Raw genomic sequence first — 12100 nt, forward strand, 5'->3', positions numbered from 1 at the left:
AAGGCTGACGCCTCCCCCACCCGGCGACTACTTCAGACCGAAGGCGTTGTCGATCCTCTGGTCGATGGTGAACTGACCGCTCTCGGCCTTCGTCCGGAGGCTCACGGACTTCGCGCCCTTGGGGGCGTTGAGGTGCGTGGTCCAGCCGGAGTGATCCTGACGCAGCGAAGCCGCGCGCCAGGTCTTGCCGTCGTACGAGATCTCCAGCGTCGGCTTGCGGATGCCGGCGGTGGAGTTCGTCTCCGACCAGCGCGGGGTGACGGTCAGCTCGTGACGAGAGACCGTGTAGTCGAGCTGGATCAGCGACAGGACCGTGTCAGTACTCGCTGACGTGAAGCCCCACTCAGTCCGAGTGGCCGTCGAGTACGGGTTCGGGTAGGTCCCGCGCGTGTTCTCCGCGACCAGCTTGTACGGCAGCCGCTCAGGCTTCAGCCCGGTCGCGGTGAGCTGGTCCCGCGCCTCCTGCGCGACCAGTGTCGAGCCCTGGTACAGGCTCAGCTGCTGAGTGATGTCCCAGTTGCCGAACGCCGTACCGATGTGGTCGCCGCCGTCACCCCAGCCGGGCGACACAGCGGCCAGCGACCCCTCAGCACGCACCGGCGACAGCCCCTTGGCCAGCCGCGGCCGCTGCACGGGCCCGAACCAGCTCAGCTCAGAGCGGCTCCCACCGCGATAGCTCCGCCACCCAGTCTCGGTCTGCTGCACCTCCCGGGAGATCTCCGCCTTCGCCTGGTACGGCACCCCGGCCGTGACCCAGTCGACGCGATCGCCCTGCACCGCCATCCCGGTGGTGTTCATCGCGGACTCCCAGTCCGTGTTCCACACGTCGTACCGGTTCTCCAGCCCGCGCCCGGCGCGGAAGTTGCGGAAGGCAACGTCGATCCGGGCCAGGTCGTGCCCGGACGGCCGGTACGCCGGTACGCCGGGCACGTGGTCCCAGAAGCGCGACAGGTCGTACAGGTAGTCCAGCGTCGGGTTGGACGTCACCGTCAGCGTCCGCCGCCCCCTGGTGAGCTGAGCGATCAGCTGCTCGCCCTCCTCGTGCGTCAGCGTCGCTACGGTGAGCGGCGGCGGGCTGGGCAGGTAGATGGAGTCGCTCCACGGCGTCAGCCGGCCCGGCCCGTCGTTGACCACCACCAGCAGCTTCGCCCCGGCAGCAGCAGCCGCTGCAGCCTGTTGCTCGATCGACCCGTTGTTCCGTACGACGACCGCCTTACCCCGCTGGCTCCCGGCCCGGTCGCCCAGCACCGCCTCCAGGTGCTGCCGCCCCCTCGGCAACGGCTGCGCGCCCTGGCGGACCAGCAGGTCGCCGTACGAGTCGACGGTCAGTGCAGGCTGCTCCAACCGCCAGCGAGCACCAGCAACGAAGTCGCCGTCCTTCACCGACGCTGTCGGCAGCACCCAGACGCTGTCGTACGACGGGTTGGTCCACCGCGACGAGCCGACCGAGAAGTCGCGCCCGAAGTCGCGGTAGACGTTCGCCCGGACCTCGCTCATCGCCGTCGGTTGCGGCGCGGAGGCGGTCAGCTGCCGCGCCTTGCGCGCGTCGTACGTGGCGGTCTTGTCCTTGTCGAGGTGGATGTCGACGAGGGTGAGAACGGCCATGCCCCGGCTGCTCGGCCCGTGGGCGCCCTGGACATCACCGGTCAGCCAGGTTGTGTAGTCACCCGGCGGCAGCTCGACGTCGACGCCTTCCTCGCCGATCACGAACTGCCCGTACGAACCGCGGCCGATCAGAATCGCGTCGCCCGCCATCGGCCGGCCGCTGCGGTCCTTGGCGTCCAGGTGCAGCGTGTACCGCTCCCCCTCGCGCCCGATCCCGATCACCGTGCTCAGCCGCAACCCGGTCGAGCTGGTCGCAACCAACCAACCCGACAGCTGCTTGTCGACCGGTGCAGCCTTCACAGCCACGGTCACCTTGACCTGTGCGGTGCCGTGCGCGGGCACTGTCACCGAGGGAGTCGACAGCGCGAACAGCCCGGCCGGCGCGTCCTTCACCTGCGTCGACAGGTTCAGCTCGACCGCCTGGTCGCCGTCGTTGGTGTAGGTGACAGTCCGCTCGACCGACTCGTCCGGCGCCACCGGCCAAGGGTGGAAGCCCGAGTAGACCGACGCAGTAGCCCGTACGGCGGACTTGCTGGCCGCTGCAACATCCAGCCGGCCATTGCCACCCTGGTACGGGATGTAGTCCGGCGTCGGCTTTGCCGTGCTGACGATCGCGTCCTTCAGCTGCTGGCCGGTCCAGTCCGGGTGCTGTGCTGCGAGCAGCGCCACGGCTCCGGCGACGTGCGGCGTCGCCATCGACGTACCGCTCATCAGCTGGTAGTAGCCGGTGCCCTCGGCGGCGTACTGCGAACGGGCGGCGAGGATGTCCACGCCTGGCGCGGTGATGTCGGGCTTGAGGCCGCCGTCGCCGACCCGCGGTCCCCAGCTGGAGAACTCCGCGAGCTTGTCGGTGCCGTCGACCGCGCCGACGGTCAGCGCCGCGTCGGCGATGCCCGGCGCGGAGGCGGTGTAGTAGCCCGGTCCGGCGTTGCCGGCGGCGACGGTGAACAGCGCGCCGGTCTCGGCGGACAGCTCGTTCAGCGACTGGCTGATCGGGTCACTGCCGTCGGTCGGGCCGCCGCCGAGGCTCATGCTGACGACCTTGGCGTGCTGGTCGCGCGCGGCCCACTCCATCCCGGCGATGATCCAGGACTCCTGGCCGCTGCCCTCGTTGTCGAGCACCTTGCCGATGTGCAGGCGGGCGCCCGGCGCGACACCGCGCTCAGTGCCACCGGAGGCCTCACCGGTACCAGCGATGGTCGATGCGACGTGCGTGCCGTGGCCGTGCCGGTCGGTGACATCCAGCTCCGGTACGAAGCTGGTGGAGTCCACCACGCGGTCGTCGAGGTCCGGGTGCTGCAGGTCGACACCGGTGTCCAGTACGGCGACGTCGACGCCCTCGCCGGTGTTGCCACCGCGCCAGACCTCCGGAGCGCCCACCTGCGCGACGCTGTCGGCCAGGTCGACCTTGAACTTGCCGTCGAGCCACACCTTGTCGATGCCGCCGGCCAAGGTGCTGCGCGCTCCGGCCGTCAGCGACCGCCAGAACGCCGCCGGCTCGTCAGTAGTGAGCGCAGCGCCCTGGATGCTGCTGAGCGTCTGCTGCTTGCGCGCGCCCGACGGCACCTGCTGGCTGCGCGACCTGGTGGCCGCGTCGGTGTAGGTGACGATCAGCGGGAGCTCGTCGCCGTACCCGTCGGCCAGCAGCCGGGTGACGTTGAACAGGTCGGTGTCGAGCCGCTTGGCGGCCAGGAGGTGAGCAGCCGAGCGCGGGTAGACGTAGGTGTCCTTGCCGTCCACGTGGACGTCATGGTCGGCCAGGCGGCCGTCCGGACCGGTGACGCGGTAGTTCTGCTTGCCGTCGGGGCCGACGGTGATCTCGACCGTGTCACCGGTGATCAGGGTGACGGTACGAGGAGCGAATGCTGCCGGCAGCACAGCTGCCGTGGGGGCGGGTGACGCGGTGGCGGAACCACCGGTCAGGGTCGCGGCGACGGTCAGCGCCGCCGCGAGTACGGCGGTCACCGCCCGGGCGCGACCGGGGCGTGGAGTCACGAGTGCCTCACAGGGTTTCTACGGACGAAGTCGCGAAATCCTAGGCAGCGCAACCGCTGGTGAACGTGGGAAAGCGCTGGCGCATAGAGGACACGTCCGCTACGCGACAGCGCTCAGCAAACCCCTACTTCTTCTTGCCACCACCCAGCAGATGGGTGATGTGGTCGCGCGCCTCGTCCCACTTGTCCGCGGGCAGCGAGCCACGCAGTACGGCGTACGCGAGCCAGAGCGCGAGCGCGTAGAACGGCAGGCCGAGGCCGACCTTTGCGATCCCGAGCGCGTTCAGGCTGCCGGCCAGGTACAGCGGCACCTGAACGATCAGGCGGATCGCGAACAGCGCGACGAACACCCAGGTGGCCCGGCTGAACCCGCGCAACATCGCGGGGTCGCGGCGCCACGCCGTACCGGTCTGGGTGATCAGGCCGTAGAGCACGCCGAACAGCGGCCAGCGGATCAGCACGGTGATCAGGTAGAGCAGGCCGTACCCGACGTTGGTGAGCAGGCCGGGCAGGTAGACGTCCTCGGCGTTGCCGCTGCGGTTCGCCACCCAGGCCGAGATCAGGACGCCGACGAAACCGCCGAGCACGTTCCGCAGCGGCTGCCGGCGGATCAGCCGCAGCACGGCGACCGCCGCACCGCAGGCGATCGCGACGATCAGCGCGAGCTTCAGGTCGTGGTCGGTGACGCCGTAGACGATCAGGAACGCGATCCACGGCAACCCGATGTCGAGCAGCGCGCCCCAGCCACCCAGTGCCTGGAAGAAGTCCTTGTCGGTGCTCTTCGGGCGCTCGTCCTTCGGCTCGCCGGTCAGCTCCGCCTCGGCCGCCTCGAGCTCCGGCCGGAGGATGTCGGCGAGCTCCTCGTCGGTCGGGTGCTTCGGCGGCTGGTGCCCGCCCAGGTCCGGTGCGACGTGCCCGTCCAGGTCCCGGTCGGAGTCCTGACCGGCGCGCGGCTCAGCCATGCGCGGCCGTCGGGCGCAGCTCGTAGCGCGGGTTGAACATCACCCGGTCGCCGTCCACCACCCCGATCCGCCCGGAGGCGATCAGCTCCGAGCCAGGGTGGATGCCGGCGATCTTGCGCCGGCCCAGCCAGACCAGCTTCACCGTGCCGGTGCCGTCGTACAACTCGCCCTCCAGGGCCGGGACACCGCCGCGCGGGCTGAAGGTGATGGTCCGAAGCGTCCCGTACAGCGTCACCATCTCCCGGTCGTGACAACCGGTGATGGACCGCGCGCCACAGTCGTGGGCGAAGTCCTTGAGTACCTCGGCGTCCTGCTCGTCCTGGTCTCCGGCCAGGCCGCGGAACGCCCGTCGCCACAGTCCGGCGGGTTTGTCGCTCCCCATGCGAATCAGTGTAATCCGCGCGCGAGCGCGCCGGCGCAGTACTTGTGCACGGAGGATCAGGCCTCTTCCTCGGCGGCCGGCTGCGCACCCGCGGGCAGCTTCAGCGCGAGCGACTCACGCGGCGCCATCGGCTCCGAGCCACGGACCACGACGACGTTGCGGAACGCCTGCTCCATCGGCGGCGCCGCCTCCGGCTCGACCGCGGCGCGACCCAGCACGGTGCCGCGCAGCAGCCAGCGCGGGCCGTCGATGCCGATCACCCGCGAGGTCTGGCTGAAGATCTGGCCCTCGGGGTCCTGAACCGGTACGACGAGCACGAGCTCGGTGCCGAACGGGCCGTCGGTCTCCGACGCCGTACCGCCCATCTTGGTGGCCTCGCCGGCGATCTCCTGGCGGACCTCGTCCCAGATGCCGGCCGTCCGCGGCGCGGCGAACGCGCGCAGCTCCAGCGCCGAGTCCTCCAGGACCAGCAGGATCGCCTGCACGTCACCGCTCTGCTCGTCGACCTGCAGCCGCAGCTCCATGCCCGGCAGGCCGGTGATCACCAGGGCCCCGAGGTCGATCCGGTCCTCGGCCTCCAGCGTCGCCGGGTCCACCTCGGTGATGTCGAACGGACCGCCGGTGGTGTCCTGGACGGACGCCGTGGTCGTGGACTCCTCGGCACCACCGTCGTCGGCGGCGCTCTCCCCGGTCTCGTCCGCGGTCGTCTCCTCGACGGCGTCCACGGTCTCCGGGGTGTCCTCGTTCTTGGCCTTGCGGCGGAAGATCACTGCTCTTGCCTACTTCCTCGATCGTCAGTCTTCTGGGGGCGGCACGAACCCCGCCGTAGTCTCCCGTACCCGCAGGTCAGCGGGCTGCACCTGATCAGCGTGTCACATCACCGAAACCACCGGTCGAGCCGTGTCCCCCGGTGCCGCGCGCGGAGCCCGGCAGGGTGGTCACCTCGACGAAGCGGGCCTTCTCGACCTGCTGCACGATCAGCTGCGCGATCCGGTCGCCGCGGCGCAGGGTGACCTCGGCGTGCGGGTCGTGGTTGACTAGACAGACCTTGATCTCGCCGCGGTACCCCGCATCCATTGTTCCCGGAGCGTTCACGATCGACACCCCGTGCTTGGCGGCCAGTCCGGACCGCGGGTGCACGAACGCGGCGTACCCGTCCTGCAGCGCGATCGCGATCCCGGTCCCGACCAGCTGCCGCTCCCCCGGCTTCAGCGTCACGTCGTGCGACGCGACCAGGTCCGCGCCGGCGTCCCCCGGGTGCGCGTACGCCGGCAGCGGCAGCTCGGGGTCGAGCCGCTGGATCAGTACCTCGGTCATGGGTTCACCTCGTAGTCGTGAACGGTTTCGGCCGTCAGATCAGTTCCGTGTTTGACGAAGTGTTCGGGCGGGACCACGACGAAAACAGCGTTGGCGCGGAGCGCGATGTTGCCGTCCGGACTGTTCAGCCGGCCGATCGCCTTCGCGTACATCCGGCGTCCGGCGAACCCCAGGCAGGTCGCCGACAGGTGGAGCGTCGTACCGACCGGCACCGGGCGGATGTAGTCGGTCTCGAGCCGCCCGGTCACCATCGGGCGCCGCAGCAGCCAGGAGAGCCCACCGAGCGTCTCGTCGAGCGCCAGCGCCAGTACGCCGCCGTGCGCGAGCCCCGGAGCACCCTGGTGGTCAGCGGTCACGGTGAACTCACCGGTGATGCTCACGTCGGCCCCGGCGGTCGACACCAGCCGCAGCCCGGTCGGGTGCGACGGGCCGCAGGCCACACAGCGCTCGTAGTGCGACGGCAGCCCCGTGCCCGGAGCAGGAGCTTCCGGGTGACGCTCCGGCGGCTCCAGCTCACGCTGCGGGGTCGCAGAGCGGGTCGGGGGCTCGATCACGAGAGGCGACCCTACCTACGGCGTCTGTTGCGCCACATGCCAGGCTGGTGCTGTGACGAACTATCGGGAGCGGCTGAGCGTGCCGGTGCGCTGGTGGATCATCGCCGCCCTGCTCGCCCTGACCATCTGGCTGATCGTCGCGGTCCCCGCGGGCCAGCCGGCCGGCCTGGTCGCCGGTGGGCTGGTCGCGGTCGTGCTGACCGTCGTGTTCGTCCGGTACGGCGGTGCGCTGGTCGAGGTGGACGCCGAGCGGCTCCGCGCGGCAAAGGCGTCGATCGAGCGCGAGTACCTCGGCAAGGTCGAGGCGCTGACCGGTGAGGCGGTCCGGAACGCGTTCGGCCGCGACTGCGACCCGGCGGCGTACCTCGTGCTGCGCAGCTACGTGCGGGGCGCCGTACGGGTGGAGATCACCGACCCGCACGACCCGGCGCCGTACTGGCTGATCGCCACGCGGCACCCGGAGCAACTGGCTGCCGCCCTGACGCAGAACAGCGTGGCAAGATCCTGAAGGACAGGCGGGATCAGCTAAGGAGGCAGTGGTGATCGGAGCCAAGATCGGCTGGAAGCTGGTGCTGGCGGTCTTCACGATGGTGGTCGGGCTGGTCGCCAACAAGGCGGTCACCACGGCCTGGAAGATCGGGTCCGGCGGGAAGCCGCCGAAGGGCAACGAGGCCGGGTACGTCGAGGTGGTCAGCTGGGCGGTGGCCAGCGGCGCGGCCGCGGCGGTGGCCAAGCGGTTCGCCGAGCAGCGGGCGGCGGCGTACTGGCTGCGGTCGACCGGGAGCCTGCCGCCCGGTTTCGAGAAGGAAGCCGTGCAGGGCGCCGCGAAGGACGTCGTGAAGGCCTGAGACGCACCAAGGGACCGGCCCCCGGAAGGGGGACGGTCCCGATTTGGTACGACTCAGCCGAGCAGGGCGACGGTGCTGCTGTTGTCAGGCAGCGCAGTCGCGGCAGATCAGCTGGCCGTTCTTGCTGTTCGCGAGCTGGCTGCGGTGGTGGACCAGGAAGCAGCTCGAACAGGTGAACTCGTCGGCCTGGCGCGGGAGAACCCGTACCGCCAGCTCCTCGTGGCTCAGGTCGGCGCCGGGCAGCTCGAAGCTCTCGGCCGCCTCGGCCTCGTCCTCGTCGACCTTGCCGGAGTTCTTGTCGTGACGGCGAGTCTTCAGCTCTTCGATCGACTCCTCGCTGGAGTCCTCGTCCGTCTTGCGCGGGGCGTCGTAGTCAGTCGCCATGGTGTTTCCCTGCCCTCTTCGTACCCGTGGTGTTGCCTGCTGAGCCCTGGAACGGATAACGCGCCCGAGAAATTCCGCCCGGAATCCTCTGGTCCCCCGAAACCCTTGACAGACAGGCTGGGACCGGACTCGCTTCCGCTCCCGAGGCAGGGATTGTGCCCTATAACCCGGCCATCGCGCGCGTCGGGGTCCACCTTCTGACCCGCGTGTCGAAGAAATTGTCAGGACCGAACAGAAGGTTGCGCGTTACCGCCCCGTACAAGCACTGCGCGTGCACGAACGAGCAGACGCTATGCGCGCAGCGGGTTCGCCGCCGCGAGCGCGTCGTGTAACGCATCGAACACCGCGGGCGTGGCCGCGATCGACATCTCGGGCGAGACCGGGGCGCCGTTCAGGCCACCGACCCGGGCGCCCGCCTCCGACGCGACCAGCGCCCCGGCGCCGTAGTCCCAGGGGTTCAGCCCACGCTCGTAGACCGCGTCCAGCCGGCCGCAGCCGACGTAGCAGAGGTCGATCGCGCCGACCCCGATCCGCCGGATGTCGCGGACCTTCGCGATCAGCTGCTGGACCACCTCGGCCTGCACCAGCCGCCGGCCCGGGTCGTAGCCGAAGCCGGTCCCGACCAGGGCCCGGTCGAGCGACGTGCAGTCCGAGACCCGGATCGGCTTGCCGTCCAGGAACGCGCCGCCGCCGAGCGTCGCGGTGAACACCTCCCCCTTGGGCGCGTCGACGACCACGCCGGCGACCGTCACGCCGTCCTGCTCGACCGCGATCGAGACGGCGTACGTCGGGAGGTCGTACAGGTAGTTCACCGTGCCGTCGATCGGGTCGACGACCCAGCGGACCCCGCTGGTCCCGTCGATGTCGTCGCCCTCCTCGCCGAGGAACGAGTCGTCCGGGCGGGCCTCGAGCACCCGGGCCCGGATCAGCTCCTCGGACTCGCGGTCGACCGCGGTGACGATGTCGGTCGCGGTGCTCTTGGTGTCGGCGACGGTGATCGTGCCGCGGCGCCGCTCGACGATCAGCTCGGCCGCCTCGGTGGCGACCGTGACGGCCAGCTTCAGCAGTTCCTGCGGGGTGCTCATGCGGTTTCCTTCGCGAGGGAGGTCTGGGAGGAGGTGGGGCGGCGCAGGGCCGGGCAGCAGTCGGGGCGGCAGTTGTCCCAGCCGGGACCCAGCTTGCCCACGCAGGGCCGCTCCGGCTGCCCGCCACGCTCGGCCTCGGCCCGCTCGACCACCAGGTCGCGCAGCATCGTCACGAACCGCGGATCGGTGCCGGGCGTCGCCGCCCGGGCCATCGGCAAGCCCAGCTTGTCAGCGGTCGCCGCCGCCTCGGTGTCGAGGTCGTAGATGACCTCCATGTGGTCGCTGACGAACCCGATCGGCACCACGGCCACCCCGGGCACACCGGCCGCGGCCAGCTCCTCCAGGTGGTCGTTGACGTCCGGCTCGAGCCACGGGACCTGCGGCGGGCCGGAGCGCGAGCAGTAGACCAGGTCGGTCCGCCGGGTCACCCCCGTACGCCGCTCCAGCTCGGCGGTGATCTCCGCCGCGACATCCAGGTGCCAGCTGACGTAGGCGTCGCCGTCCGGGCCGCTGGTCGCGTTCATCGCGGTCGGGATCGAGTGCGTCACGTAGGCGATCGCGGCGCCCTCCGGCAGCTCGCTCAGCGCCGCAGCGGTCGACTCGACGAAGGAACCTACGAAGCCCGGGTGGTTCGCGTAGTGCCGCAGCTTGTCGATCACCGGCGCGTTCTCGACCGCCGCCGTCGCGTCGGCCAGGTTCTCCCGGTACTGCCGGCAGCCCGAGTACGACGGGTAGGCGCTGGTCACGATGACCACCGCGCGGCGGATCCCGTCGGCCGCCATCTCGCGCAGCGTGTCGGTCAGGTACGGCGCCCAGTTGCGGTTGCCCCAGTAGATCGGCAGGTCCAGCCCGGCCTCGGCGAACGACTCCCGCAGCGCGGCCAGCAGCGCGCGGTTCTGGTCGTTGATCGGGCTCTTGCCGCCGAAGCCGTAGTAGTGCTCGCCGACCTCCTTGAGCCGCTCGTCGGGGATACCCCGGCCGCGGGTGACGTTCTGGAGGAACGGGAGCACGTCCTCGGGTTTCTCGGGACCACCGAAGGACAGCAGCAGCACGGCGTCGTACGGGGAAGGATCAGGCGACACGGGGTGGGGCATGTAACGAGTTTCTCAGGCCGTCCGGATACGGTGTGCACGGTCCCCCATGCTGAAGCCCTACGTCCATCTCATGCGCCGTCCCGGTGCCGCCGCGTTCTGCGCCGCCGGGATCCTCGGGCGTATGCCGATCTCGATGATCGGGCTCGGCATCGTGATCCTGATCGCCCAGGAGAGCGGCTCGTACGGACTGGCCGGAGCGGTCTCCGGCGTCGCTGTGGTCGCCGGTGCGATCACCGGGCCGATCCAGGGTCGCCTGGTCGACCGCTTCGGGCAGCGCAGCCTGCTGCTCATCGGCAGCGTGCTCTGCACGGTCGGGCTGGCCGGGCTGCTGCTGGCGGTCCGGGCCGACGCTCCGACCGCGGTGCTCTACCTGCTGTCCTTCCTGGCCGGTGCTACTCGTCCACAGGTCGGCTCGTTCGTCCGGGCTCGCTGGACGCACCTGCTCGGCCGCGGCCGAGCGCTGCAGACCGCCTTCGCGCTGGAGGCCGTCGGCGACGAGGTGGTCTTCATCATCGGGCCGGTGCTGGTCACGGCCCTGGCAACCCAGGTGAGCCCGTACGTCGCTCTGGCGACGGCTGGTGTGCTCGGACTGGGCGGCGGTGTCTGGCTGGCGCTGCTGCGGCGTTCTGATCCCCCTGGTCGTGGCAAGGCGGACGGGGTCGAGCAGGCGCCGCTGCCGTGGCTGTCGCTGATGCTGCTGTCGCTGATCGGTCTGGGGCTGGGGGCGACGCTGGGTAGCGCTGAGGTCGTCACGGTGGCGTTCACGGCCGAGCAGGGGCAGCCGGGGATGTCCGGCGTCGTACTGGCGGTGTGGGCGTTCGGGTCGCTGCTGGCCGGGCTCTGGTACGGCTCGGTGCACTGGCGGGCACCAGTGGAGCGGCGGCTGCTGATCGGAACGATCCTGCTGGCGATCTCGCTGGCGCCGCTGCCGTGGGTCGGCAACACCGTCGTACTGGGTGGGGTGCTGTTCTGCGCCGGGCTGACGATCGCGCCGACGATGGTCGCGGTCACCGCATGCGTCGAGGAGTGGGTCCCACCGCAGCGGCTGACCGAGGCGATCACGTGGACGGTCACCGGGATCCTGCTGGGAGTTGCCCCGGGCAACGCGGCGGCTGGTCACGCGGTCGACCTGTGGGGCGCTTCTTCGGCGTACTGGGTGCCGGTGTCGATCGGGGTGCTGTGCGCTGGGGTGGCCGGGGTCTCGATCGCGTTCGCCCGGCCGAAGACGGTGTTCGCGCACAACTAGCGGGGCAGTGGGGCGTTCCAGCCGCGGCGGATGGCGACCAGGCGGATCAGGAAGCAGATGACCGCGGCCATGATCGGAACCCAGAGCTGGTGGTAGTCGAGCTCGATCGCGACCACGACGATCGCCGCACCGAGGAAGGCCGGGGTCGCGTAGATCTCCGACCGCAGCACCACCGGCACGCGGCCCGACAGCACGTCGCGGACGACGCCGCCACCGATCCCGGAGATCGTGCCGAGCAGCGCGGCCGGCAGCGGAGAGAGCCCGAAGCTGCTGGCCTTCACCGCGCCGGTCACGCAGAACAGCGCGAGGCCGGCCGCGTCGAAGATGTTCACCATCCGCTCGACCCGCCCGATCCGCGGGTGCAGGAAGAACGTCAGCAGGCCCGCGACCACCGGCACCACCAGGTAGCGCCAGTCCTGAAGCGCTGCCGGGGGCGTGGCCCCGATCAGCACGTCCCGGAGGAAACCGCCGCCGAGCCCGGTCACCATCGCCAGCACCTGGATCCCGAACACGTCCAGCTTCTTCCGTACGCCGACCAGCGCCCCGGTGATCCCGAACACGAAGATCCCCACCAGATCCAGCACCTGCAGCACCACCGACCCGTCCATGCTGCGCACGCTAACCGTCCA

Annotated in this window: 13 protein-coding genes; 3 read left to right on the forward strand and 10 right to left on the reverse strand. The window is 70.5% G+C overall.

What is annotated here, in order from left to right:
• Positions 1-27: 27 nt before the first annotated feature.
• The 6 genes from AB0M01_RS29365 to AB0M01_RS29390 all read right to left on the reverse strand — a co-directional run bounded on the left by AB0M01_RS29365 (position 28) and on the right by AB0M01_RS29390 (position 6814).
• Positions 28-3600: a S8 family serine peptidase gene (locus AB0M01_RS29365; protein WP_363675147.1), complete on the reverse strand. Its 3573-nt coding sequence runs from the start codon at positions 3598-3600 to the stop codon at positions 28-30.
• A gap of 124 nt (positions 3601-3724) precedes the next feature.
• Positions 3725-4561 carry a DUF3159 domain-containing protein gene (locus AB0M01_RS29370; protein WP_363675149.1) on the reverse strand — a complete coding sequence of 279 codons (837 nt, stop codon included), beginning with the start codon at positions 4559-4561 and terminating at the stop codon, positions 3725-3727.
• Positions 4554-4943 (reverse strand): OB-fold nucleic acid binding domain-containing protein, encoded by a 390-nt coding sequence (locus AB0M01_RS29375; protein WP_184794433.1) that lies wholly within the window; start codon positions 4941-4943, stop codon positions 4554-4556. The genes AB0M01_RS29370 and AB0M01_RS29375 overlap by 8 nt, the downstream gene beginning before the upstream one ends.
• 56 nt (positions 4944-4999) lie before the next feature.
• Positions 5000-5713 carry a DUF3710 domain-containing protein gene (locus AB0M01_RS29380; protein WP_363675152.1) on the reverse strand — a complete coding sequence of 238 codons (714 nt, stop codon included), beginning with the start codon at positions 5711-5713 and terminating at the stop codon, positions 5000-5002.
• A 94-nt stretch (positions 5714-5807) separates the two neighbouring features.
• On the reverse strand, positions 5808-6260 hold the full coding sequence (gene dut / locus AB0M01_RS29385) for a dUTP diphosphatase (protein ID WP_363675154.1): 453 nt from the start codon (positions 6258-6260) through the stop codon (positions 5808-5810).
• Positions 6257-6814, reverse strand: coding sequence for a PaaI family thioesterase (locus AB0M01_RS29390; RefSeq protein ID WP_363675156.1), 558 nt, complete (start codon positions 6812-6814; stop codon positions 6257-6259). The genes dut and AB0M01_RS29390 overlap by 4 nt, the downstream gene beginning before the upstream one ends.
• Positions 6815-6866: 52 nt before the next feature.
• Here AB0M01_RS29390 and AB0M01_RS29395 point away from each other — a divergent pair, with 52 nt between their 5' ends.
• Both AB0M01_RS29395 and AB0M01_RS29400 read left to right on the forward strand, forming a co-directional pair.
• Positions 6867-7322: a DUF3093 domain-containing protein gene (locus tag AB0M01_RS29395; RefSeq protein WP_363675158.1), complete on the forward strand. Its 456-nt coding sequence runs from the start codon at positions 6867-6869 to the stop codon at positions 7320-7322.
• A gap of 31 nt (positions 7323-7353) precedes the next feature.
• Positions 7354-7662, forward strand: a complete 309-nt coding sequence (locus AB0M01_RS29400; RefSeq protein ID WP_363675160.1) for a DUF4235 domain-containing protein — start codon at positions 7354-7356, stop codon at positions 7660-7662.
• 84 nt (positions 7663-7746) lie between these two features.
• On the opposite strand, the gene AB0M01_RS29405 is transcribed toward AB0M01_RS29400, so the two are convergent.
• The 3 genes from AB0M01_RS29405 to AB0M01_RS29415 form a co-directional block, all read right to left on the reverse strand.
• Positions 7747-8046 (reverse strand): DUF4193 domain-containing protein, encoded by a 300-nt coding sequence (locus tag AB0M01_RS29405; protein WP_012921380.1) that lies wholly within the window; start codon positions 8044-8046, stop codon positions 7747-7749.
• Between the two features lie 290 nt (positions 8047-8336).
• The gene (locus AB0M01_RS29410; RefSeq protein ID WP_363675163.1) at positions 8337-9131 is read right to left on the reverse strand and encodes an inositol monophosphatase family protein; all 795 of its coding nucleotides are present in this window, start codon (positions 9129-9131) and stop codon (positions 8337-8339) included.
• The gene (locus AB0M01_RS29415; RefSeq protein WP_363675165.1) at positions 9128-10225 is read right to left on the reverse strand and encodes a ferrochelatase; all 1098 of its coding nucleotides are present in this window, start codon (positions 10223-10225) and stop codon (positions 9128-9130) included. Before AB0M01_RS29415 ends, AB0M01_RS29410 begins: the two co-directional genes overlap by 4 nt.
• A gap of 70 nt (positions 10226-10295) precedes the next feature.
• On the opposite strand from AB0M01_RS29415, the gene AB0M01_RS29420 reads away from it, so the two are divergent.
• A complete protein-coding gene (locus tag AB0M01_RS29420; RefSeq protein WP_363675167.1) occupies positions 10296-11471 on the forward strand; it encodes an MFS transporter in 1176 nt (391 codons plus the stop codon).
• On the opposite strand, the gene AB0M01_RS29425 is transcribed toward AB0M01_RS29420, so the two are convergent.
• Positions 11468-12079, reverse strand: a complete 612-nt coding sequence (locus AB0M01_RS29425) for a trimeric intracellular cation channel family protein (RefSeq protein ID WP_363675169.1) — start codon at positions 12077-12079, stop codon at positions 11468-11470. The genes AB0M01_RS29420 and AB0M01_RS29425 overlap by 4 nt on opposite strands.
• Positions 12080-12100: the final 21 nt, after the last annotated feature.

It is taken from the genome of Kribbella sp. NPDC051770 (assembly GCF_040681455.1).
Taxonomy (GTDB): Bacteria; Actinomycetota; Actinomycetes; order Propionibacteriales; family Kribbellaceae; genus Kribbella.